Genomic DNA, 24639 nt, shown 5'->3' on the forward strand with positions numbered 1-24639 from the left:
CATCGGCGGAATCACCCCCGAAGGTGGTGCGCCCGGCGCATCCAGGGGCGCACCACCTTCACCACCGGCGCAGCGGATGCCGGCGGACCGTCAGGCGCGACGGCCCGCCGCACGCTCAGTCCTCGTGGCCCAGCTGCAGGTCCCGTTCGGTGCGCCCGCCGCCCGCGACCTGCAGGACCGTGGCCACCGGCGGGTAGCCCGCGGCGATCACGGTGTACTCGCCGGTGGACAGGTCGACGAACCGGAAGGCCCCGTCGGGCCCGGTGGTCAGGGTGTCGACCACATTGCCCGCCGCGTCCAGGAGCGTGACCCGGGCGTCCTCGACGAGCCGTCCGCCGCTGGCGCGTACGACGCCGCGGAGCACGGCGCCGCCGGCCAGTTCGATGTCCTGGCGGGTCTCACGGGCCGCCTGCACACTGACCGGCAGCGCGGCGGGCCGGAACGCGGGGGCGCTGGCCGCGAGGGTGTACTCGCCGGCCACCAGTTCCGAGATCACATAGCCGCCCTCACGGCCGCTGCGGGTGGAGGAGACCACCTCGCCGCGTACGTCGGTCAGGGTGACGGCCGCGTCGCGCACCGGAACACCGTCCGCCGTCAGGACGGTCCCCGCGAGCCGGCCCGCACCGCCGAGCACCACGTCGAGCTCCACGGGCCGCTCGCCCACGGTGACGCTGACGGCTTGCGGCTGGTGGCCCCCGGCAGCGGCGATGAGGACGTACGAACCGGCGCCGGGAACGCTGAGCGCGTACCGCCCCTCCTCGCCGCTGGCGCCCCTGCCGACCTGCTGTCCCTGGACGTCGATGAGGGTGAGGGCGGCACGCGGGACCTTCGTGCCGTCGGGGTGCTGGACGCTGCCTTGGACGGGCACCCCCGAGAGGTGCCCGGCGGGCTGGGCGCCCGCGACGGGGCGCGCGGAGGGGATCGTCGCGGGCTCGGCTGTGGTTTCGGGGCTGTGGTGGGACACCAGCGGTTTCTCCTTGAGGAAGAAGGCGAAGAACAGGCCGAGCACGAGGACCGGCACGAGGTAGAGGAAGATCCGGGGCATCGCGTCGGCGTATGCCTGGATGTAGCTGTCGCGCAGGACCGGGTCCATGGCGTGGACCAGCTGCGGGGTGATCGACTCGGGGTCGGGCAGGCCGGCTCCGGACGGCAGGCGCACCGCGAGCGCGTCGGCGAGGCGCCCGGCGAAGAGCGTGCCGAACACGGCCGCGCCGACGCTGCCGCCGATCTGCCGGAAGTAGTTGTTGGCGCTGGTGGCGGTTCCGAGGTCGGCGGGCCGTACGGAGTTCTGCACGGCGAGCACCAGCACCGGCATGATCAGCCCGATCCCCAGACCGAGCACCGCCTGCGAGATGCTGTACTCCAGCCGCGGGGTGTCCGTTTCGAGCCGGGACAGCAGCCACATGCCCACCGCCGCGAGAGCGCTGCCGACGATCGGGTAGACCCGGTATCTGCCGGTACGGGAGATCAGCTGGCCGGAGACGACGGAAGCGGCGACGATGCCGCCCATCATCGGGAGCATCAGCAGCCCGGACTCGGTGGCGGTGGCCCCGTCGACCATCTGCAGGAAGGTCGGCAGATAGCTGGCGGCGCCGAACAGCGCGACTCCGACGACGGCGCCGACAAGCGCGCTGACGTTGAAGATCGAGTCGCGGAACAGCCGCAGCGGAATGATGGGTTCGGGCGCGCGGTGCTCGACGACGACGAAGAGCAGAGTCGTTCCGGCAGCTCCGGCGGCCAGTCCCAGGATGGTGCGCGAGCCCCAGGCGTACTCCGTGCCGCCCCAGCTGGTCAGCAGCACCAGACAGGTGGAGGCGGCGGCCAGCAGCACGGCGCCGAGGATGTCGAGCCGGGGCCGGACGGTGGGCTTCGGGAGCTTCAGCACGACAGTGATGACGGCGAAGGTGACCACGCCGAACGGGATGTTGATGTAGAAGCACCAGCGCCAGGAGGTGTGGTCGGTGAAGAAGCCGCCGAGCAACGGGCCCGCCACGGAGGCGAGTCCGAAGGCCGCGCCGATGAGCCCCATGAACCGGCCGCGCTCCCGGGGCGGCACGACGTCCGCGATGATCGCCTGGACGCCGATCATCAGCCCGCCGCCGCCGACGCCCTGGAGGGCCCGGAAGGCGATCAGTTCGTCCATGGTGCGCGACCAGCCGGCCAGCGCGGAGCCGATGACGAAGACGACGATCGCGAACTGGAAGACGCCCTTGCGGCCGAAGAGGTCGCCGAGCTTTCCGTAGACCGGGAGCCCGATGGTGGAGGCGAGCAGATAGGCGGTGACCGCCCAGGACATCTTCTCCAGGCCGTGCAGCTCACCGACGATCTTCGGGAGCGCGGTGGCGACGATCATCTGGTCGAGCGCCGCGAGCAGCAGCGTGAGCATCAGCCCGATGAAGATGAGCCGGATGCGCCGGGGGTCCGTCTCCGGACCCGGGGACAGGACGGGAGCGGCCGGTTCCGTCGCGGCCGGAGGCGGGGGCGGTTCGGACGTCTGCACCGTTCCGGTGTCGCCCGTACCCTCGGGTTCGTCCTTCACCAGAGTGATCCCACCCACCACGTGCCGCTCCCCTCGTCGCATCTGCGCCGCCCATTTCTCGCATTGCGATACAAGGGAGGGCAAACGCGGCGGGGGGCGCTGACGGCGCACTTGGAGGGCTTAGCCCCCGGTGGGAGCCACTACGGCGCACAACCGGCCGGACGGAAAGACCACCCGAACCGGTGAGGCCGGAAAGCGGGACCCGGAGCTACTTCTCCACCTCGGTGGCGAGATTCTGCAGGAGCTCGTCATAGATGCGGCCAAGTCCCTTGGGCGCGAAGGTCTTCTCGAAGAATCCGCCGATGCCGCCGGCGCCGTTCCACACGGTCGAGACGACCGCCTTGGACTTCCCCTCACCGGCCGGGGTGACGGTCCAGGTCGTGACCATCGAGGAGTTGCGGTCCTTCTCCACGAGCTGCCCGTCGACCGGCTCGCTGACCTCCAGCAGGCAGTCGCGCACCCGCTTGCTGGTGGCCTGGAGCTTCCAGTGGACGAGGGTGCCCTCGCCGTCGCCACCCTCACGCACCTCGTACTCGCTGAAGTGACCGGGCAGCACCTTGCCGCGGACGTCCTTGTAGTCGGCCAGCGCGTCGAACACCGCTTCCGGGTCCGCCGCGATGATCCGCTCTGTCGTGGCCTCGACCTGCGCCATGGCTGTTCCTCCAGCACTCGGTTGTTCGGGGGTGTGCTGAGCCAACCATCTCCGGCACCCGGCTCAAAATCCGGTCGGGGACGAAAGGGAGAAAACAATCAAGGGAACAAGTGTTCTATTCTCTGGTCAGTGCTACCTAGGAGGCGTCCATGCGTTGGGACAATCTGGCCGATAACCCCGCCAAAACCACCAAAGACGGAGACGGCGCGCTCTTCGCCGCGGACGCGGTGACGACGCGCACCTTCGACACCCCGGAGTTCCGGGGCATCACCTTCCACGAGGTCCGGGCCCGCTCGATCGTGAACCGGGTGCCGGGCGCGTCCCGGATGCCGTTCGAATGGACGGTGAACCCCTACCGCGGCTGTTCGCACGCGTGCGTCTACTGCTTCGCCCGCAAGACCCACAGCTATCTGGACCTCGACACCGGGCTCGGCTTCGACTCGCAGATCGTCGTCAAGATCAACGCCCCGGAGCTGGTGCGCCGCGAGCTGGCCTCCAGCCGCTGGCACGGCGCGCACATCGCGATGGGGACCAATGTCGACTGCTACCAGCGCGCCGAGGGCCGCTACCGGCTGATGCCCGGCATCCTCACGGCCCTGCGCGACCACGCGAACCCGTTCTCCATCCTGACGAAGGGCACGCTGATCCTGCGCGACCTGGAGCTGCTGCGGCAGGCGGCCGAGGTCACCGAGGTGGGCGTCTCGGTCTCCGTGGGCTTCATCGACCCCGAGCTGTGGCGCACCGTGGAGCCCGGCACCCCTTCCCCCGAGCGCCGCCTCGACGTCGTACGCACGCTCAGCGAGCACGGCATCGGCTGCGGGGTGCTGATGGCACCCGTCATCCCGTTCCTCGGCGACCGGCCGGACCAGTTGCGGGCGACCGTCCGCGCGATCGCCGCCGCCGGCGCGACCTCGGTGACCCCGCTCGTCCTGCACCTGCGCCCCGGTGCCCGGGAGTGGTTCATGGAGTGGCTCGGCCTCCACCACCCCGAGCTGGTGGGGCGGTACGAGCGCCTGTACGCGGACGGGGCGTACGCGCCCACGTGGTACCAGCGCCGCGTCACGCGCCACGTGCACGAGCTGGCGACCGAGTACGGCATCGGGCCCTCGCACCGCGGAACGCCCCGCACCCTCCCCGGGAGCGGCGAGCCGCAGCCCCCGATCGACGGCTCCGCGCCCAGCCAGCTGACCCTGCTCTGAGCGGACCGGCGCACCGGACTCCCGGTAAAGGCAAACGGGTCATCTCTCGCCAGAACGGGTCCTTCCGGCCCCGAATGCGGGGAGCATCCGGCGGGGGCTGCCGTCACGCGCAGCCGTGTTCCCCCACCACGGGAGGCCATATGACGAATCGTTCAGGAATTCTGTTCGCTGTCGGGGCGACGGTCGCCGGTCTGGTGACCGCCGCGCCGTCCCCGGCGACCGCCGACACCGGGGCGCAGCGAGCCGTATCGCTCAAGTGGACCGACTGCGCCACCAAGTCGTCCCCGACGCTCCAGTGTTCGTCGGTGAGTGCCCCGCTCGACCATGACGACCCGTCGGGCCGGAAGGTCACCCTCGCACTGACGCGGGTCCCGCACACCTCGAAGACCTTCCAGGGCCCGCTGCTGGTCAATCCGGGCGGCCCCGGCGGCAGCGGACTGTCGATGGCCGGTTTCGTCGCCGCCTCACTGCCGAAGGGGGTGGCCGCCCAGTACGACGTGATCGGCTTCGACCCGCGCGGCGTGGGCAAGAGCCGGCCGGCGCTGGACTGCGTGCCGAAGTACTCCGATCCGGTACGGCCCGACTCGGTGCCGCAGTCCCTGAGGGACGAGCAGGTCAACCGGGACCGCGCCCGGTCCTTCGCCGCCGCCTGCGGAAAGAAGTACCCGGATCTGCTGCCGTACATGGACACGGGCAGCGCGGCCAAGGACCTCGATGTGATCCGCCGGGCGACCGGCGCGGCGAAGCTCAACTACCTCGGGTACTCCTACGGCACCTACCTGGGCTCGGTGTACGCCAAGCTGTTCCCGGACCGCGTCCGGCGCCTCGTCCTCGACTCGAACGTCGACCCGACCGGCATCTGGTACGACGACAACCTCAGCCAGGACTACGCGTTCGACACCCGCCACAAGGCGTTCATGGCCTGGGTGGCGAAGTACCGGAGCACGTACGAGCTGGGCAGCGATCCGGCTCAGGTCGAAGCGGCCTGGTACCGGATGCGGGCGGCGGTCAAGAAGCATCCCGCGGGTAGGAAGGTCGGCGCGAGCGAGCTGGACGACACGTTCCTGCCGGGCGGCTACTACAACGGCTACTGGCCCGTGCTGGCCAGGGCGTTCGCCGGTTATGTGAACCACAAGGACGAGAAGGCGCTGGTCAAGGCATACGAGCGGTTCGGCGCGGTCGACGCGGAGGGCGACAACGGTTACTCGGTCTACACGGCCGTGCAGTGCCGGGACGCCCAGTGGCCGCGCGACTGGAACGCCTGGCGCAACGACGCCTGGAAGGTGCACACCAAGGCGCCCTTCATGGCCTGGAGCAACACCTGGTACAACGCGCCGTGCGCCGACTGGCCGGTGGAACCGCTGAATCCGGTCCGGGTCTCCAACCACGAGCTGCCGCCCGTGCTGCTCTTCCAGGCCACGGACGACGGGGCCACACCGTACGAGGGCGGGGTCACCCTGCACCGCGAGCTCCGCGGTTCCAGCCTGGTCGTCGAGCAGGGCGGCGGCAACCACGGCGTCACGCTGAGCGGCAACGCCTGTCTGGACAAGTACCTGGCGGACTATCTCGCCAAGGGCACCGTGCCGCGCGGGGAGGGCGGCGACGTGGACGCGGTCTGCGCGAAGACGCCGGACCCGAAGCCCGCGACCGGCAAGGCCGCGAAGGCGGCGCCCCGGGCGGGCGCCGAGGGCCGGGGCAGCGCGCTGCACGGAATGCTCGGCTTCCGGGGCTGACGGGCGGGTAACCGCGTGTCCTTCGGGGGCGTGCGCGAGGATGGGCGCGTGACCACACGAACCACTCCGGCGCACGCCCCGGAACTGCTGGTCCGGGACATGACCATCGAGGACTGCGAGGCCGTGGCGACCATCCGGGTGCGCGGCTGGCGGAGCGCGTACGCCGGGCTGATGCCGCAGGCGCATCTGGACGCGATGAGCATCGCCGAGGACGCGGAGCGGCGACGCGGCTTCTTCGCCGAGGGCAACGAGGTCGTCAACGTGGTGGCCGAGCGGGCGGACCTCGGCGTCATCGGGTGGGCGGCGTACGGGCCGTACCGCGAGAACGGCAGACGGCTCGCGCGCGCCGAGCTGTACGCGATCTACGTACTGCCGGAGCGGAAGGGGACGGGGGCGGGCCGGGCCCTGATGTCCGAGGTACTGGCGCGCGCCGGCGCGGCCGGTCACCCGGATCTCGCGCTCTGGGTGCTCAGGGAGAACGCGCCGGCCCGCCGCTTCTACGCACGCGCCGGCTTCCGCCCGGACGGCGCCGAGGAACCCTTCGAAGTGGACGGCGTACCGGTACCCGAGGTGCGCTACGCACGCCCTCTCAGGCCGCCGGCAGCCTGCTGAGCGCCTCGCCGGCCGCGCCACCCAGTCGCGGGTGCGGCAGGGCCGCCTCCAGCGCCGGACGGGCCTGTGCGTCACCGAGCAGCCCCAGCCCCTCGACGCAGGCGAGCGCCACCCGCCAGTGCGGTTCGTCCGGCCCGAGCAGCCTGCGCAGGGTGCTCATCAGGGCCGGCACGGACTCCGGGGCGCGCAGTTCGCCGAGCAGCCGGACCGGGTACAACGCGTAGGCGGTGCGCAGGGAGTTGGTGGCGAGCGCTGCGGCGGCGCGCGGGGTGCGCGGGTCGCCGAGGCGGGCCAGGGCGTGGGCGGCGCCGGCGCAGCGCTCCGGGTCGCGGTGGTTGAGCAGCAGCACCAGGGTCTCGAAGGCCCGCCGATCCCCGCCGCAGCCCAGCCGGAAAGCGGCGATCTCTCGGGCCCACAGCGGGCGTTCGCGCTCGATGAGTACCTGCGCCAGCTCCTCGGCGTCATCGGTGGCGAGCAGCCGGCGGTAGGCCGCCGACTCCCCCGCCTCGTCGGCCAGCCGGTGCGTCAGCGACCGCAGCTCCTCGTCCATGACCGTCAGCGTATCGGTGAACACGCAGCGTGCCGACAGGTGCGGCGAATGTGAGGGGGCCCACAACAAGCCAGGGCTGGCGCGCTCGTTACTCGCCGGTTAACCTCAGGTGAGCGGGACACTCCCCCGCCGGCTCCGGTGGCCTGGTGACGCAGCCACCCGGAGTGAATGTCGGTTCGGCAGCTTTGCGAGGCGTGACTCCGGGACAGAGTCCGCCGCCCCTTCCCCGGTCCCGGCGTGCCCCTCGCGCCCGGACGTGAGCACCACGACAGGCAACTCCCGCACGCCGCGCACCGGCCAGGCCTTCCGGGCCCCTCTCATCGGCCGCGCGCCGTGCGTCCCTCAGTCGTCACTCATCCCTGGAGTCCCGTGATGGACACCCCGCTCAGCACCATCGCCGTCGTCGGCCTCGGCACGATGGGCACCGGCATCGCCGAGGTCCTCGCCCGCTCCGGCCGCGAGGTCATCGGTATCGACATCAATGACGCGGCCGCCCGCCAGGCAGTCGCCGTGCTGGAGGCCTCCACCGCACGCGCCGTGCGGCGCGAGCGGATCACCGAGGAGGAGCGGCACGACATCCTCTCCCGGTTCCGTACCTTCTCCGATCTCCAGGCCGCCGCGGACGCGGAGCTGGTCATCGAGGTCGTGCCCGAGACGTACGAGATCAAGCAGCAGGTCTTCCGGGATCTCGACGCGGTCGTCTCCCCCACCGCGATCCTCGCGACGGGCACCAACGCCCTGTCCGTGACCCGGCTCGCCGCCGAGTCACGGCACCCGGAGCGCGTGCTGGGCCTGCACTTCTTCAATCCGGCGCCCGCGATGAAGCTGGTCGAGGTGGTCTCGTCCGTGCTCACCGCGCCGCCCGCCGTCGCGGCGGTCACGGAGCTCGCCCGCCATCTGGGCAAGGAGCCGGTCGCGGTCGGTGACCGCCCGGGGTTCGTGGCCGACGGGCTGCTGTTCGGCTACCTCAACCAGGCCGCGGCGATGTACGAGGCGAACTACGCCTCCCGCGAGGACATCGACGCGGCGATGAAGCTGGGCTGCGGTCTGCCGATGGGCCCGCTCGCCCTGCTGGACCTGATCGGCGTCGACACCGCCCGTACCGTCCTGGAGGCGATGTACTCCGCATCGCACGACCGGCTGCACGCCCCCGCGCCGATCCTCGGCCAGCTCAGCGAGGCCGGGCTGACCGGCCGCAAGGCGGGCCGCGGCTTCTATACCTATGCGCAGGCCGGCAGTGAGAACGTGGTCCCGGACGCGCTGACGCCCGCGCAGGACACCGCGGCGGGGGCCGGGCGCACCGTGCGTTCGGTGGGGGTCGCCGGCTCCGGGACGATGGCTTCGGGGATCGCCGAGGTCTTCGCGAAGGCCGGTTACGACGTGGTGCTGGCGGCGCGCGGCCAGGAGAAGGCGGACACGGCCAAGGGCCGGATCGCCAAATCACTGGAGCGTTCGGTCGCCAAGGGGCGGCTGACGGCCGGGGCCCGGGACGAGACCCTGGCCCGGATCACCGCGGCGGGTTCGCTGGACTCCTTCGCCGAGGTCGACCTCGCCGTCGAGGCCGTGGCCGAGGACCTGCTGGTCAAGCAGCAGCTGTTCGCCACCCTGGACAAGGTGTGCAGGCCGGGCGCGGTGCTCGCCACCACCACGTCCTCACTGTCGGTGGTGTCGATAGCGCGGGCCACCGCGCGGCCCGAGGACGTCATCGGGATGCACTTCTTCAACCCGGCGCCCGCGATGAAGCTGGTCGAGGTGGTCCGTACGGTGCTCACCGCGGACGATGTGCACGCCACGGTCCGCGAGGTCTGCGTGAAGGTGCGCAAGCACCCGGTGGACTGCGGGGACCGGGCCGGGTTCATCGTCAACGCGCTGCTGTTCCCGTACCTCAACAACGCGATCAAGATGGTCGAGGAGCACTACGCGACCCTGGACGACATCGACGCCGCGATGAAGCTGGGCGGCGGCTATCCGATGGGTCCCTTCGAGCTCCTGGACGTCGTGGGTCTCGATGTCTCGCTCGCCATCGAGAAGGTCCTGCACAGCGAGTTCCGCGACCCGGGCCTGGCCCCGGCGCCGCTGCTGGAGCACCTGGTGGCCGCCGGCTGCCTCGGCCGCAAGACGGGGCGCGGCTTTCGCGAATATGCCCGCCGCTGAGGTCCCGGCGGTGGGGAGCGCGGGTGAAGGAGCGGGGCCGGGGTGCGTGCATCGCACGGCACAGGACGCACCCCGGCCCCGCGACGCCGCGAAGCCCGCTGCCGGGGCCGCCGGGCCGGGAGCCGGCTGGGGCGGGCTGCTCGGCCCACCGGGCGGCCCGCCCCCACAGGCGCGCTCTCCTGCACCGATGCAGTACGTTCACACCATGTCCCAGCCCGCCAGGTCCCCCCGTGTGTCCGCCGCGCCCGACGCCCCGGAAAGTGCCGCGGGCACGCGTGCCGCCGCCCAACGGCTCAAAATGCGCCGCGAACTGGCCGCCGCGGCGATGGAGCTCTTCGCCACGAAGGGGTACGAGGCCACGACGGTCGACGAGATCGCGGGCGCCGCGGGCGTCGCCCGGCGGACCTTCTTCCGGCACTTCCGTTCCAAGGAAGAGGCCATCTTCCCGGACCACGACGACACCCTCGTACGGGCCGAGGCGGTCCTGAACGCCGCTCCGGCGCACGAGCACCCGCTCGACACGGTCTGCCGGGGCATCAAGGAAGTCATGAAGATGTACGCGGCGAAGCCCGCGGTCTCCGTGGCCCGCTACAAGCTGACCCGCGAGGTGCCCACCCTGCGGGAGGCCGAGATCGCCTCGGTGGCCCGCTACGAGCGGCTGTTCACGCGCTACCTGCTGGGCCACTTCGACGAGCGCGACCACCATGTCGGCAATGACGACCCGCTGCTGGCGGAGGTGGCGGCGTCCGCCGTGGTCACCGCGCACAACCATGTGCTGCGCCGGTGGCTGCGAATGGACGGCCAGGGCGATGTGGAGGCGCAGCTGGACCACGCCTTCGCCATCGTCCGCGACACCTTCGGCACCGGGATCGGTGCGGGCCGGACCGCCGGCGGCGAGCCGGCGAAGCCGCCGGCCGCCTCGGTGAGCGCCGAGGGCGAGGTGCTGGTCGCCGTGGCGCGCACGGACGCGCCGCTGGACGAAGTGATGCGCACGATCCAGCAGGCGCTCAAGGAGCGCTGAGCGGGGGCCGCACGGCTCCCGCCCGCCCCACCCGGCCCCCGGAGGCCTCAGAGAGCGACTTCGGTCTGCCACGGTGGTGGCGAGGCCCCCTCGTCCCAGTCCGCGAGCGCCGCACCGTCCAGGCAGAGGATCGCGCACTGCTCCGCGTACTCCAGGGCGGGCGCGGTGTATTCGCTGGTGGTGACGCAGACGGCGATCTCCGCCTCGTGCACGGCGTAGCAGGTTCCGCCGAATCGCTGGAGGTCCTGGGAGCCGACCTTGGTGTTGGGGCCGTAGCGCTTGCACTGGACGACCAAACGCCGCCCATCTGGGGCCGTCGCGATCACATCGGCCCCCAGATCACCCGCTCCGCCCACGACCTGCACGTCGGAGCAGCCGTCCCGCTCGCAGAGCGCGGCGATCGCGTCCTCGAACCCGTCGGCGTCCAGGTCCTCATAGCCCTCGGCCTCCTGCGCCGGCTCCGCCGTTTCCGTTTCGGTCAGGACGGCCGTGCGCGCGATGTCGTCGTCCTGGGGGCGTTCGAACGGCCCCGGCGCCGGGGCCGAGGACTCCTGAGGCGGGTCGAAGAGCTCGTGCACGGCCTCGGCGAGCGGGCCGGGCCCCCCGCGCGGCCGGCGACGCGGCCGGCGGAGGTACAGGAGCAGGATGCCCGCCGCACCGAGCGCCGCGACCGGCACCACGGCGGCCGGATGCCTGCACGCCCCCTCCCACGCGGTGCGCACCATGAATCCTCCACCGCAGATCAGCAGGGCGACGGCCCCCAGTCCGTAGGCGGTCGTGCGCACGCTGAAGGCCTTCCGGGACCCGTCGGAGCCCCGTTCGCGTCTCGGTACCGTCATCCCCGCCGCTCCGCCCGTACCGATATGAGTCTTCCAAGATCATTCATCTCTGCCGTCTGCCCCGGTCCGCCGGATCCAACAGCCTTGAAACGCGGTTGCCGGTGCCCTCGCCCGGTGCTGTGGTGTGCGGATGACCAAGAATCAGGACCACCAGAGCCTGCTCGCCGTGTTCGACCGGGAGATGCGCGAGCACGCCCGCCCCGACGGCCCCGGCGTCCGCGTCGAGCGCACCGGCGACGTCGTACGGCAGGCCGGCGCGGCCCATGACTGGAACGGGGTCGTCTGGTCGTCCCCGGACCTGGACGCCGCACGGGCCGACGCGGCGATCGCCGCGCAGGTGGCCCACTGCGTGGAGCGCGGGTACGAGGAGTTCGAGTGGAAGCTGTACGCGCACGACCAGCCGGCCGATCTCGGGGCCCGGCTGCTGGCGGCCGGTTTCGAGCCGGAGGCCCCGGAGACCCTGCTGGTCGCGCCGGTCGCGGACCTTCCCACCGAGGTAGTGCTCCCCGACGGCGTCCGGCTGCGCACCGTGCGTGACGAGGCCGATGTGGAGCTGATGGGCCGGGCCCATGAGCAGGCCTTCGGCTCGGACTGGACCCGGCTACGGCACCAGGTGCTGGCCCGGCTGAAGGAGGACCCGGACCACTTCGTGGGGGTGCTGGCCATGGCGGGCGACGAGCCGGTGAGCTCGGCCCGGATGGAGCTGTACCCCGGCACCGGCTTCGCCGGGCTGTGGGGCGGCGGCACGGTCGAGGCGTGGCGCGGCCGGGGCGTCTACCGGGCGCTGATCGCCTTCCGGGCCCGGATCGCCGCGGAGCGCGGCTTCCGGTACCTCCAGGTCGACGCGACCGAGCAGAGCCGCCCGATCCTGCAACGGCTCGGGTTCACGGTCCTGGGCACGACGACCCCGTACGTCTATCGCCCCACCTCCCCACTTCCTGACCGCCCCACCTCCTGACCGCCCCCTCCACGACGGGGCACAACGCACCAAAACGCCCCTCGTGTTGCTCATGCGTGGCACCCGGACGACAATTGAGGGAAATTGCTGGCACCCAGTGCCTTGCCAGCTGTCACGGAGTGCCATACGTTGAAGTCGTCCGGGCGGCCGGCGTGCTGAGACCTCACGTACGCCGGCTGTCCCCGCAAGCCAGGTGCCTGCGCGCCCGGACGCCTGCGTCACAGGCAAACCCTTCTGCTCCACAGAGCAAGCAGCCGAAGCATCGCCCGCCGAACCGACGGCACACCTCCACGCACCACCGCTCCCCCTGCTTCGCAGGACCCTCAAGCGTTCCCTCAAACGCAGCTCCATCGGAGGCACACCGTGAAGGAAATCCTGGACGCGATCCAATCGCAGGACAGCACGGCCGCGGACTTCGCGGCGCTGTCCATCCCCGAGTCGTACCGCGCGGTGACCGTGCACAAGGACGAGACGGAGATGTTCGCCGGGCTCGACACCCGTGACAAGGACCCCCGTAAGTCCCTGCACCTCGACGAGGTGCCGGTGCCCGAGCTCGGCCCCGGCGAGGCGCTGGTCGCCGTCATGGCCAGTTCGGTGAACTACAACTCCGTCTGGACCTCGATCTTCGAGCCGATGGCCACCTTCGGCTTCCTGGAGCGCTACGGAAAGCTCAGCGAACTCACCCGGCGCCACGACCTGCCCTACCACGTCATCGGCTCCGACCTGGCGGGCGTCGTCCTGCGCACCGGTCCCGGCGTCAACGCCTGGAAGCCCGGTGACGAGGTCGTCGCGCACTGCCTGTCGGTCGAACTGGAGTCCTCGGACGGCCACAACGACACGATGCTCGACCCCGAGCAGCGCATCTGGGGCTTCGAGACCAACTTCGGCGGGCTGGCCGAGGTCGCCCTGGTGAAGTCGAACCAGCTGATGCCGAAGCCGGACCACCTCAGCTGGGAGGAGGCCGCGGCCCCCGGGCTGGTCAACTCCACCGCGTACCGCCAGCTGGTCTCGCGCAACGGCGCGGGCATGAAGCAGGGCGACAACGTGCTGATCTGGGGCGCCAGCGGCGGCCTGGGCTCCTACGCGACGCAGTTCGCGCTGGCCGGCGGCGCCAACCCCATCTGTGTCGTCTCCAGCGACCAGAAGGCCGAGCTCTGCCGGAAGATGGGCGCCGAGGCGATCATCGACCGCAACGCCGAGGGCTACAAGTTCTGGAAGGACGAGCACAACCAGGACCCGCGCGAGTGGAAGCGGTTCGGCAAGCGCATCCGGGAACTGACCGGTGGCGAGGACGTCGACATCGTCTTCGAGCACCCGGGCCGCGAGACCTTCGGCGCGAGTGTGTACGTGACCCGCAAGGGCGGCACGATCGTCACCTGTGCCTCGACCTCGGGCTACACCCACGAGTACGACAACCGCTACCTGTGGATGTCGCTGAAGAAGATCGTGGGCTCGCACTTCGCCAACTACCGCGAGGCGTGGGAGGCCAACCGCCTGGTCGCCAAGGGGAAGATCCACCCGACGCTGTCCAGGGTCTACTCCCTGGAGGACACCGGCCAGGCCGCGTACGACGTGCACCGCAACCTCCACCAGGGCAAGGTCGGCGTCCTGGCACTGGCACCGCGCGAGGGTCTGGGCGTGCGTGACGAGGAGCTGCGCGAGCAGCACATCGACGCCATCAACCGATTCCGGAACATCTGACATGAGCGGCCGCCAGAAGGACCGCCCCTGGCTCATGCGGACGTACGCCGGCCACTCGACCGCCGAGGCGTCCAACGAGCTCTACCGGCGCAACCTCGCCAAGGGCCAGACGGGCCTGTCGGTCGCCTTCGACCTGCCGACCCAGACGGGTTACGACCCCGACCACGTCCTCGCCCGCGGCGAGGTCGGCCGGGTCGGCGTGCCCGTCTCGCACCTCGGCGACATGCGCCGGCTGTTCCAGGACATCCCGCTGGAGCAGATGAACACCTCGATGACGATCAACGCCACCGCGATGTGGCTGCTGGCGCTCTACCAGGTGGTCGCAGAGGAACAGGGCGCAGACGCGGGCAAGCTCCAGGGCACCACGCAGAACGACATCGTCAAGGAGTACCTCTCCCGCGGGACGCACGTCTTCCCGCCCGGCCCCTCGCTGCGGCTGACCACCGACATGATCACGTACACGGTCAACCGCATCCCCAAGTGGAACCCGATCAACATCTGCAGCTACCACCTCCAGGAGGCGGGGGCCACCCCGGTCCAGGAGATCGCGTACGCCATGTCGACGGCCATCGCGGTCCTCGACGCGGTGCGCGACTCCGGGCAGGTGCCCGAGGAGAAGTTCGGCGATGTCGTCGCCCGGATCTCCTTCTTCGTGAACGCGGGTGTCCGGTTCATCGAGGAGATGTGCAAGATGCGCGCCTTCGGCCGCATCTGGGACCGGGTCACCCGGGAGCGGTACGGCATCACCGATGCCAAGCAGCGCCGCTTCCGCTACGGCGTCCAGGTCAACTCGCTCGGCCTGACCGAGGCGCAGCCGGAGAACAACGTCCAGCGCATCGTGCTGGAGATGCTGGCCGTCACCCTCTCCAAGGACGCCCGGGCCCGCGCGGTGCAGCTGCCCGCCTGGAACGAGGCGCTGGGGCTGCCGCGCCCCTGGGACCAGCAGTGGTCGCTCCGTATCCAGCAGGTACTCGCCCACGAGAGCGATCTGCTGGAGTACGAGGACATCTTCGCCGGATCCCACGTCATCGAGGCCAAGGTGGACGAGCTGGTCACCGACTCGCTGGCGGAGATCGACCGGATCCAGCAGATGGGCGGCGCCATGGCGGCCGTCGAATCCGGCTATCTCAAGTCCGAGCTGGTCTCCTCACACGCCGCCCGGCGGGCACGGATCGAGGGCGGCGACGAGAAGATCGTCGGCGTCAACATCTACGAGAGCACCGAGCCCAACCCGCTCACCGCCGATCTCGACGCCGCGATCATGACGGTCGACCCTTCGATCGAGGCCAAGGTCGTCGCCGCGCTCCACGAGTGGCGGGACAACCGCGACGAGGCCCGCGCCACCGAGGCGCTGGCCGTCCTGAAGAAGGCCGCCGCGGGCACCGAGAACATGATGGAGGCCACCGTCGAGTGCGCCCGCGCGGGCGTCACCACGGGCGAGTGGTCCTGGGCGCTGCGCGATGTCTTCGGCGAGTTCCGCGCACCTACCGGGGTGTCGTCCGCCCCGGTGGCGGTGACGGCCGAGGAGGGCACCCCGCTGGCCCTCGTACGCGAGAAGACCGCCCGGACCGCCGCGGACCTGGGCGCGGGCCGGCTGCGGCTGCTGGTCGGCAAGCCGGGCCTGGACGGCCACTCCAACGGTGCCGAGCAGATCGCGGTACGCGCCCGCGACGCCGGTTTCGAGGTCGTCTACCAGGGCATCCGCCTCACGCCCGAACAGATCGTCTCGGCCGCCGTCGCCGAGGACGTGCACTGCGTCGGCCTGTCGATCCTGTCCGGCTCGCACGCCGAGCTGGTGCCCGACGTGCTGACCCGGCTCCGCCGGACCGGCGCGGGCGACATCCCGGTGATCGTCGGCGGGATCATTCCCCCCGCCGACGCCGCGGCCCTGGTCAAAGCCGGTGTCGCCGCCGTATTCACCCCGAAGGACTTCGGCATCACGGAGATCATCGGCCGTATCGTCGACGAGATCCGGAAAGCGAACAAGCTCGACCCTCTGGAGGTCCCCGCATGACTGCCGTCAACCGCCTGCGTCCCCGCCGCTCGTGTCTGGCCGTGCCCGGCTCGAACCCGCGGTTCCTGGAGAAGGCCCAGGGCCTCCCGGCCGACCAGGTCTTCCTGGACCTGGAGGACGCCTGCGCGCCGCTCGCCAAGGAAGGCGCCCGGCACCACATCGTCGACGCGCTGAACAACGGCGACTGGACGGGCAAGACCCGGGTCGTGCGGGTCAACGACTGGACGACGCACTGGACGTACCGCGACGTCATCACGGTCGTCGAGGGCGCGGGTCCGAACCTCGACTGCATCATGCTGCCGAAGGTCCAGGACGCCCAGCAGGTCGTCGCCCTGGACCTGCTGCTCACCCAGATCGAGAAGACGATGGGCTTCGAGGCCGGGCGGATCGGCATCGAGGCGCAGATCGAGAACGCCAAGGGCCTGGTGAACATCGACGACATCGCCGCCGCCTCGCCCCGTCTGGAGACCCTGATCTTCGGCCCGGCCGACTTCATGGCCTCGATCAACATGAAGACCCTGGTCGTCGGCCAGCAGCCGCCCGGGTACGGCGCGGACGCGTATCACTACATCCTGATGCGCATTCTGATGGCGGCCCGCACGCACGACCTCCAGGCGATCGACGGCCCGTTCCTGCAGATCCGCGACGTGGACGCGTACCGCGAGGTCGCGGGCCGTGCGGCAGCCCTCGGCTTCGACGGCAAGTGGGTGCTGCACCCCGGCCAGGTCGACGCGGCGAACGAGGTGTTCTCGCCCTCGCAGGAGGACTACGACCACGCCGAGCAGATCCTCGACGCCTACGACTGGTGCACCTCCGAGGCGGGCGGCAAGAAGGGCTCGGCGATGCTCGGCGACGAGATGATCGACGAGGCCAGCCGCAAGATGGCGCTGGTCATCGCGGGCAAGGGCCGTGCGGCGGGCATGCAGCGCACCTCCAAGTTCGAAGCTCCGGAGGCCTGATATGCAGTTCGGACGCACCTACGAGGAATTCGAGATCGGTGCGGTCTACAAGCACTGGCCCGGAAAGACCGTCACCGAATACGACGACCACCTCTTCTGCCTGTTGACCATGAATCATCACCCGCTGCACATGGACAGCAACTACGCGGAGAAGACGACCGATTTCGGTAAGAACGTTGTCGTCGGCAACTACATCTACTCGCTGCTGCTCGGCATGTCGGTGCCGGACGTCTCCGGAAAGGCGATCGCCAACCTGGAGGTCGAGTCGTTGAAGCATGTCGCGCCGACCTTCCACGGCGACACGCTGTATGGCGAGACGACGGTCCTGGACAAGACTCCGTCGAAGTCAAAGAGCGACCGCGGAATCGTTTATGTGGAGACCCGTGGACACAAGCAGGACGGCACGCTGGTCTGCGTGTTCCGTCGCAAGGTGATGGTCCCCACAGAGACGTACATCAAGGAGCGGGGCGGGGAACAGCCCGGCCGCCCGGAGCCGAAGCAGCCTTCGCAGAAGAACGTGGAGAAGTAGCCATGGCCCGACTCGCCCAGACTGCCGGCCTCAACGATGTCCAGCAGGAAATCCTCTCCACGGTCCGGAATTTCGTCGACAAGGAGATCATTCCGGTCGCGACCCAGCTGGAGCACCGGGACGAGTACCCGGCCGAAATCGTCGAGGGCCTCAAGGAACTCGGACTTTTCGGACTGATGATTCCCGAGGAATACGGCGGGCTGGGTGAGTCCCTGCTCACGTACGCCCTGTGCGTGGAGGAGATCGCCCGCGGCTGGATGAGCGTGTCCGGGATCATCAACACGCACTTCATCGTGGCGTACATGCTCAAGCAGCACGGCACACAGGAGCAGAAGGACACGTTCCTGCCCCGGATGGCGCTGGGCGAGGTGCGCGGCGCGTTCTCGATGTCCGAGCCGGCCCTGGGCTCCGACGTCGCGGCGATCAGCTCCAAGGGCGTCAGGGAGGGCGACGAGTACGTACTGAACGGCCAGAAGATGTGGCTGACGAACGGCGGCACGTCCACTCTCGTCGCCGTCCTGTGCCGGAGTGACGAAGGCCACCCCGAGGGCACACCGCCGCACAAGTCGATGACGACGTTCCTGGTGGAGAAGGAGCCCGGATTCGGCGAGGTCCGGCCCGGCCTCACGATCCCCGGGAAGATCGACAAAATGGGCTACAAGGGCGTCGACACGACCGAGCTCATCATGGACGGGCTACGTATTCCAGCCAATCGTGTACTCGGCGGCACCACCGGCCGAGGGTTTTACCAAATGATGGACGGAGTGGAGGTCGGCCGGGTAAATGTCGCTGCACGTGGCTGCGGCGTCGCACAGCGTGCCTTCGAGCTGGGCGTTTCCTACGCACAGCAGCGCCACACCTTCGGAAAGCCGATCGCCCAGCACCAGGCGATCCAGTTCAAGCTGGCCGAAATGGCCACCAAGGTCGAGGCCGCTCATGCGATGATGGTAAACGCAGCGCGCAAAAAGGACTCCGGGGAGCGAAACGACCTGGAGGCAGGGATGGCGAAGTACCTCGCCTCCGAGTACTGCAAGGAAGTCGTCGAGGACGCCTTCCGGATCCACGGCGGTTACGGCTTCTCCAAGGAGTACGAGATCGAGCGCCTCTACCGGGAGGCCCCGATGCTGCTGATCGGTGAAGGTACCGCCGAGATCCAGAAAATGATCATCGGGCGCCGACTCCTCGAGGAGTACCGGTTCCAGGGTTGATTGCCCCATTCGCGGTGATTTAACCGCGAAGAAGATCACACCCTGTCATCCTCATCCGGTGCCTTCCAGACGTCCGACTCGGCTGCTGGCTTGCCCAGTTGCGGTCCGCAACCGATAACATCGCCGGAAAAGCCGCCGTCCCCCGTTGCCAGCGCGGCATCATCCGCTACGAAGGTCATCCATGCCCGACAGCCATACCTCTGCACCACGCGGCGGGGTCCGCCTTGCACGCGGAGCTTCGCCGTGGCTCCTCCCGACCGTCGCCACCGCCGCACTCAGCCTGTCCCGGGCCCGCAGGTCCGGGCGCTGGGCGGCCGTGGCCGTGCCCACCACCGCGCTCGCGGCGGGCATGCTGTGGTTCTTCCGCGACCCCGAGCGCGAGATCACCCAGGGCCGCGTCATCTCACCGGCCGACGGCGTGGTGCAGAGCATCATGCCGTGGAAGGACGGACGCACCCGCGTCGCGATCTTCATGAGCCCGCTGAACGTCCACGTCAACCGCGCGCCACTGGCTGGCACGGTGACATCGGTCGAGCACATCCCCGGTGGCTTCGTTCCGGCGTTCAACAAGGAGAGCGAGAACAACGAGCGGGTTGTCTGGCACTTCGACACCGAGCTCGGCGACATCGAGATGGTGCAGATCGCGGGCGCCGTCGCCCGCCGCATCGTCCCGTACGTCCCGCAGGGCACGAAGGTGGACCAGGGCGAGCGGATCGGCCTGATCCGGTTCGGCTCCCGGGTCGACATCTACCTTCCGGAAGGTATCGATGTCGCGGTCGAGGTCGGCCAGGCCACCACCGCGGGGGTGACTCGAATTGACCGTGATTGATCCTGAGACACAGGCAGGCTGGGTGCCCGAGGCGGACACCGAGGACGACACCGAGGACATGCCGCTCTCGATGCGGCTGTCGATAGCGGACACCCTCACTCTCGGTAACGCCACGTGCGGTTTCATGGCGGTGTACTTCACCACCACGGGCATCCTCATCCCGCACCTCACCGGCAGCGACGAGAGCGGCATGGCCCGGCACTCCGCGGCCACCGCCGTGATCCTGATGCTCATGGCCGCGATCTTCGACCTGTTCGACGGACTCGTGGCCCGCAAGCTGCGCTCCTCGCCGATGGGCGCCGAGCTGGACAACCTCTCGGACCTCGTCAGCTTCGGGCTCGCCCCGGCGTACTTCGTCCTCGTGTACGGCATGGTCGCGGACGACGCGCACCAGCGGGTCTCGGCCCTCGCGGCGATCGTCGTGCTGCTGGCTGTGGTGCTCAGGCTTGCGCGATTCTCCTGTGTGACCTTGAAGGACGGCATGTTCCAGGGCATGCCGAGCCCCTTCGGAGCGCTCACGGTCATCTCGATCGTGCTCCTGGAGCTGCCCTTCGTGCCGACGCTGCTCGCGATCGTCGGAGTGGCGTGGCTGATGGTCAGCCGGGTCGAGTACCCCAAGCCGCGGGGTGTCCTCGCGGTGGCGATGCTCGGCTGGATCGTGGCCGCGATGGGGCTCCTGGCCGCTTGGGCGTTCGACGCTCCCGGCGGTCAGCTGCTGCTCCAGACCGGCTGTGCGCTCCAGGTGGTCCTGGGAGCGGTCATCCCGCTCTTCGCGACCGCCCGCCGGGTGAACACCTTCCGCGACAACCGGCGCGAGGCACGGGCGGCGCAGCTGCCGTAACGGCTCACGCACGTCATGCACGAGGGCCCGGATGCTCCCCAGCATCCGGGCCCTCGTGCGTGTCCCGGGAGGGCACGCGCCGGCGTTCCACGACCGTCCCGCGTTCCGCTCGGGCGGGAGCCCTGCGCGTGCCCGGCTCCCGCCCTCAGCGGTCGTCCCCGGAAAGGCAGTTGTGCTCTCGAACGCGCCCTGTCGGACAGACGCCGGGTCCACGTTCCGCCCGGTCTGTCACCTGATGACCGAGCGAATCCAGGTGAGTTGCCGGGCGATCTCGCCGGCCCCCGCGGTCTTCTCCCGGTCGGAGCCGTCGAAGACGCCGAGGAGGGTTTCGGTGCCGCGTGGGGCGATGCTCATCACCGGGCCCCCGGAGTCGCCGCCGGCGGGAATCCCGGACACCTTCGCCATGCAGAAGTCCGAGCCGTCCGGCACGGTGTAGCCCTCGCACCGGGGGTCGTCAGGCCGCAGGACCCGCAGGACCGACTGCTTGAGCACCGGCGACTGGCAGGTGTTCTCGTCCCCGGCGCAGGTGGCGCCCCACCCGTACTGCCGCACGGTCCGGCCGGGGTGGACACCGGCTGTGGCCAGGCGAGCCGTGCGGACCTTCATCGGCGGAACCTTGATGAGCATCATGTCGGCCCGCGCGCTTCCCACCCGGCCGCGGGGCACCGGGCGAACCGTGGTGCCCTTCCGCATGTCGAGGCTGCCGACCCGGAACGAGATCCGTTTGTCGGCGATCGGCTCCCCCTGCTCGAAGAAGCAGTGCGAGGCGGTGATGATCCACTGGCGGGCGACCGCCGTCCCGGTGCACGCAGGGGTGCCGTCGACGAGCATGCGCACCGCCCACGGGCCGTACGTGCTCTTCGATCCACCGATAACGGCAGAGGCAGGGGCGGACGAAATCACCGAGCCCGTCACCACCAGTAAGGCGGTCAACAGCAATACACGAACGCGACGCAGCATTTTGAACAGCTCCTCCGGTCGGGGCACGGTCCGTACTTGTGGTCAGATACCCCGCCGGGCCGGAAAGTTCCGAACAGGCCGAATGATACGAACGAGCGGCCCGGTCCCCGATCCGCCGGACAGGCGCTGAGCAGGGGATATTCAATGGCAGGTCAGCTGCTCAAGGCAATGGGAGATCCTTTCCGTTCGATCGGTGGCGCCATCGCCACTCCTGCCGGCCTGCCGCCGCGCCCCCGGGGAGAACGTGGCGGTGGGTGCGGCCCACGGAACAAGGCCGTTGCATCCGTTTCCGAACATGAGGCCGAGCAGCATTCCCCATTGCGGCGGCACATCAAATGCGCAGGGCCGGATGCTCCCGGCATCCGGGGCCCATTCATGCCGCGGGGGCGTGCTCGGCACCTTGACGATGCTGTTCTTCCTGTGCGCCGGTGACCGGTTCGCCGGCATCATGGGCGGCCGCACTTCCTGGGGCATCCTCGGCTTCGTCGTGTCGCAGACGGAGGAGAAGGGTGTCTGTTTCTTCCCCCGGTTCCACCCCCGCCCGGTACGGGCCGCCGACCAAATGTCTCGGCGACGGTGGCCGGCCTCGGGGGCTTCGCACGTCTCCGGTGCGGGTGATTGCGATGTCCGGGTTTCCCCGGCCGCCGAGCCACCTCACCCCCTCGGAGACAGCCGTTTTTTACGTATGAATGCAAGTTTTTGCACAACACCCGTAGATCAGGTGGCCGACCCGGCCGTACCCCTTTGTGCGCACAGCCTGTCGGCACACGGGGACCCACCGGAGCCCGGCACGTCTCACCCCCGTAGGCGATCAAGCACCCCACATCACGCATTCTTCACCAGTTTGAGTCATAAATTTGAGTGTCTCAAGCAGAATTTTGCGCATCAGCATAGACGTCCTTGCGGTACTGCTCCTAGCCTGTGGGGCGTCCGAAGAGCCCCCACGAGCCGCAAGGACGACTGTTACGTGACCCCACCTCCCAGACGCCAGTTGCTCAGACGCTCCATATCCGCCTCTCTCTCGCTGGCCCTCGCCGCGTTCGGCACCGCTGCCGCCGTGGTCATGTCCAGCGCTCCCCCCGCCCAGGCGGCGGGGGTACCCGCCCCTTCCCCCATGGCGGTTCCCGGTCGCGGGGCGACCGTTCCGTTCAAGGAACAGGAAGCCGAGTACGCGGCCACCAACGGCACACTGATCGGCCCGAACCGGCTGTACGGCACGCTGCCCTCCGAGGCCTCGGGCCGGCAGGCCGTAACGCTGGATGCCGTCGGCGAGTACGTGGAGTTCACGCTCACCGCACCGGCGAACGCGATGTCCTTCCGCTACTCGCTGCCGGACAGCGCCGCCGGATCGGGCCGGGACGCCTCGATCGACGTGCTGGTGAACGGCGCATCGCCGAAGGCGGTGCCGGTCACCTCCAAGTACGGCTGGTACTACGGCGGCTATCCCTTCAACAACAATCCGGGCGACACCAATCCGCACCACTTCTACGACGAGGCCCGGACCATGTTCGGGTCGACCCTCGCGGCCGGTACGAAGGTCCGGCTGCGGGTCTCCTCCACCTCCGCGTCACCGTCGTTCACCATCGACCTGGCGGACTTCGAACAGGTGGCCGCGCCGACCGCCAAGCCCTCGGGCGCGCTCGACGTCGTCTCCGACTTCGGCGCCGACCCGACCGGGGCAGCGGACTCGACCGCCAGGATCCAGGCTGCCGTGGACGCGGGGAAGGCACAGGGCAAGGAGGTCTACATCCCGCAGGGCACCTTCCAGGTCCGCGACCACATCGTCGTGGACAAGGTGACGCTGCGCGGTGCCGGTCCCTGGTACTCCGTGCTGACCGGGCGCGATCCCTCCAACCGGAGCAAGGCCGTCGGTGTCTACGGCAAGTACGCCGCGAACGGGGGAAGCAGCAACGTCACGCTCAAGGACTTCGCCATCATCGGCGACATCCAGGAGCGGGTGGACGACGATCAGGTCAACGCCATCGGCGGTGCGCTGTCGAACTCCACCGTCGACAACGTCTGGATGCAGCACACCAAGTGCGGTGCCTGGATGGACGGCCCGATGGACAACTTCACCATCAGGAACAGCCGCATCCTGGACCAGACCGCCGACGGCGTGAACTTCCACTACGGCGTCACCAACTCCACGGTCACCAACACCTTCGTCCGCAACTCCGGTGACGACGGTCTGGCGATGTGGGCGGAGAACGTCCCGAACGTGAAGAACAAGTTCACGTTCAACACCGTGGTGCTGCCGATCCTCGCCAACAACATCGTGACGTACGGCGGCAAGGACATCACGATCTCCGACAACGTCATGTCGGACACCATCACCAACGGTGGCGGGCTGCATGTCGCCAACCGCTACCCGGGCGTCAACTCCGGTCAGGGCACAGCCGTTTCAGGCACCACAACAGCGGCCCGCAACACCCTGATCCGAACCGGGAACAACGACTTCAACTGGCGCTTCGGCGTCGGCGCGATCTGGTTCAGCGGGCTCAACGAGCCCATCAACGCCACCATCAACATCTCCGACACGGAGATACTCGACAGCTCGTACGCCGCGATCCACCTCATCGAGGGCGCGACCAACGGGCTGCACTTCGACAACATCAAGATCGACGGCGCCGGTACCTACGCGCTCCAGGTCCAGTCGCCGGGCACGGCGACCTTCACCAACGTCGTGGCCACCCACATCGCGCAGTCCAACCCGATCCACAACTGCGTCGGCAGCGGCTTCCAGATCACCCGGGGCGCCGGCAACTCCGGCTGGTACGCCGACCCGCCGGCCTGCACCGGCAACTGGCCGGACCCGGTGTGGACCAACGGCGGTGTGCCGCAGGGCGGCAGCGGTCCCACCGACCCGCCGACCGATCCCCCCACCGACCCGCCCACCGACCCGGGAAACCTCGCCCAGGGCCGTCCGGTGACCGAGTCGGGCCACGCGGACGTGTACAGCGCGTCCAACGCGGTGGACGGGAACGCGAACACCTACTGGGAGAGCACCAACCATGCCTTCCCGCAGACGATCACCGTCGATCTCGGCGCGGCCAAGGCCGTCAAGCGGGTGGTCCTGAAGCTGCCGCCGGCAGCCGCCTGGTCCACCCGCACGCAGACCCTGAGCGTGTCGGGCAGCACCGACAACAACACGTTCAACTCGCTCAAGGGATCCGCGGGTTACACCTTCGATCCGTCGAGCGGCAACAAGGCGACCGTCACCCTGCCCGGCACATCGGCCCGCTATCTGCGGCTGACGTTCACCGGCAACACCGGGTGGCCGGCGGCGCAGCTCTCCGAAATGGAGGCGTACACCAGCTGACCTGGACCCGGCCGGCCGCCGG

General features: G+C 69.6%; 19 protein-coding genes. 14 read left to right on the top strand and 5 right to left on the bottom strand.

Annotated features, from left to right (window positions below):
* Positions 1-115: 115 nt before the first annotated feature.
* The gene (locus OG322_RS04220; protein WP_329306053.1) at positions 116-2560 is read right to left on the bottom strand and encodes an MFS transporter; all 2445 of its coding nucleotides are present in this window, start codon (positions 2558-2560) and stop codon (positions 116-118) included.
* Between the two features lie 187 nt (positions 2561-2747).
* A complete protein-coding gene (locus OG322_RS04225) occupies positions 2748-3191 on the bottom strand; it encodes an SRPBCC family protein (RefSeq protein WP_123464059.1) in 444 nt (147 codons plus the stop codon).
* A 149-nt stretch (positions 3192-3340) separates the two neighbouring features.
* Between OG322_RS04225 and OG322_RS04230 the strand changes: the two genes are divergently transcribed.
* From OG322_RS04230 to OG322_RS04240, 3 genes are all read left to right on the top strand, one after another.
* Positions 3341-4390, top strand: coding sequence for an Rv2578c family radical SAM protein (locus OG322_RS04230; RefSeq protein ID WP_266410655.1), 1050 nt, complete (start codon positions 3341-3343; stop codon positions 4388-4390).
* A 140-nt stretch (positions 4391-4530) separates the two neighbouring features.
* Entirely contained in the window at positions 4531-6123 is a 1593-nt protein-coding gene (locus OG322_RS04235; RefSeq protein WP_329306054.1) for an alpha/beta hydrolase, read from the top strand.
* 99 nt (positions 6124-6222) lie between these two features.
* Positions 6223-6735 (top strand): GNAT family N-acetyltransferase, encoded by a 513-nt coding sequence (locus OG322_RS04240; RefSeq protein WP_124286120.1) that lies wholly within the window; start codon positions 6223-6225, stop codon positions 6733-6735.
* Here the strand turns inward: OG322_RS04240 and OG322_RS04245 are convergent.
* Complete coding sequence (locus OG322_RS04245; RefSeq protein WP_124285632.1) at positions 6713-7285, bottom strand: adenylosuccinate lyase; 573 nt, start codon at positions 7283-7285, stop codon at positions 6713-6715. The genes OG322_RS04240 and OG322_RS04245 overlap by 23 nt on opposite strands.
* A 372-nt stretch (positions 7286-7657) precedes the next feature.
* Here OG322_RS04245 and OG322_RS04250 point away from each other — a divergent pair, with 372 nt between their 5' ends.
* Complete coding sequence (locus tag OG322_RS04250; protein WP_123464024.1) at positions 7658-9439, top strand: 3-hydroxyacyl-CoA dehydrogenase family protein; 1782 nt, start codon at positions 7658-7660, stop codon at positions 9437-9439.
* A 205-nt stretch (positions 9440-9644) separates the two neighbouring features.
* Positions 9645-10460 (top strand): TetR family transcriptional regulator, encoded by an 816-nt coding sequence (locus tag OG322_RS04255; RefSeq protein ID WP_123464022.1) that lies wholly within the window; start codon positions 9645-9647, stop codon positions 10458-10460.
* A gap of 47 nt (positions 10461-10507) precedes the next feature.
* Here the strand turns inward: OG322_RS04255 and OG322_RS04260 are convergent, their stop codons facing one another.
* On the bottom strand, positions 10508-11299 hold the full coding sequence (locus OG322_RS04260) for a restriction endonuclease (RefSeq protein WP_123464020.1): 792 nt from the start codon (positions 11297-11299) through the stop codon (positions 10508-10510).
* Between the two features lie 130 nt (positions 11300-11429).
* Between OG322_RS04260 and OG322_RS04265 the strand changes: the two genes are divergently transcribed.
* From OG322_RS04265 to pssA, 8 genes are all read left to right on the top strand, one after another.
* The gene (locus OG322_RS04265) at positions 11430-12257 is read left to right on the top strand and encodes a GNAT family N-acetyltransferase (RefSeq protein ID WP_124285630.1); all 828 of its coding nucleotides are present in this window, start codon (positions 11430-11432) and stop codon (positions 12255-12257) included.
* Between the two features lie 363 nt (positions 12258-12620).
* A complete protein-coding gene (gene ccrA, locus OG322_RS04270) occupies positions 12621-13958 on the top strand; it encodes a crotonyl-CoA carboxylase/reductase (RefSeq protein WP_124285629.1) in 1338 nt (445 codons plus the stop codon).
* 1 nt (position 13959) lies between these two features.
* Positions 13960-15972 (top strand): protein meaA, encoded by a 2013-nt coding sequence (locus tag OG322_RS04275; RefSeq protein ID WP_123464014.1) that lies wholly within the window; start codon positions 13960-13962, stop codon positions 15970-15972.
* Positions 15969-16931, top strand: coding sequence for an HpcH/HpaI aldolase/citrate lyase family protein (locus OG322_RS04280; protein WP_123464012.1), 963 nt, complete (start codon positions 15969-15971; stop codon positions 16929-16931). Before OG322_RS04275 ends, OG322_RS04280 begins: the two co-directional genes overlap by 4 nt.
* A 1-nt stretch (position 16932) precedes the next feature.
* Positions 16933-17460, top strand: coding sequence for a MaoC family dehydratase (locus OG322_RS04285; RefSeq protein WP_123464009.1), 528 nt, complete (start codon positions 16933-16935; stop codon positions 17458-17460).
* A 2-nt stretch (positions 17461-17462) separates the two neighbouring features.
* A complete protein-coding gene (locus OG322_RS04290; RefSeq protein WP_123464007.1) occupies positions 17463-18668 on the top strand; it encodes an acyl-CoA dehydrogenase family protein in 1206 nt (401 codons plus the stop codon).
* Positions 18669-18849: 181 nt separating this feature from the next.
* The gene (locus tag OG322_RS04295; protein WP_024489890.1) at positions 18850-19497 is read left to right on the top strand and encodes a phosphatidylserine decarboxylase; all 648 of its coding nucleotides are present in this window, start codon (positions 18850-18852) and stop codon (positions 19495-19497) included.
* A 22-nt stretch (positions 19498-19519) separates the two neighbouring features.
* Positions 19520-20338 (top strand): CDP-diacylglycerol--serine O-phosphatidyltransferase, encoded by an 819-nt coding sequence (gene pssA / locus OG322_RS04300; RefSeq protein ID WP_185095561.1) that lies wholly within the window; start codon positions 19520-19522, stop codon positions 20336-20338.
* A 228-nt stretch (positions 20339-20566) separates the two neighbouring features.
* Here pssA and OG322_RS04305 read toward each other — a convergent pair whose 3' ends face one another.
* Positions 20567-21298, bottom strand: coding sequence for a S1 family peptidase (locus tag OG322_RS04305; protein WP_329306055.1), 732 nt, complete (start codon positions 21296-21298; stop codon positions 20567-20569).
* 967 nt (positions 21299-22265) lie between these two features.
* Between OG322_RS04305 and OG322_RS04310 the strand changes: the two genes are divergently transcribed.
* Positions 22266-24617 carry a discoidin domain-containing protein gene (locus tag OG322_RS04310; RefSeq protein WP_329306056.1) on the top strand — a complete coding sequence of 784 codons (2352 nt, stop codon included), beginning with the start codon at positions 22266-22268 and terminating at the stop codon, positions 24615-24617.
* The last annotated feature ends 22 nt before the right edge of the window (positions 24618-24639 follow it).

This window comes from Streptomyces sp. NBC_01260, assembly GCF_036226405.1.
Classification (GTDB): Bacteria; Actinomycetota; Actinomycetes; order Streptomycetales; family Streptomycetaceae; genus Streptomyces; species Streptomyces laculatispora.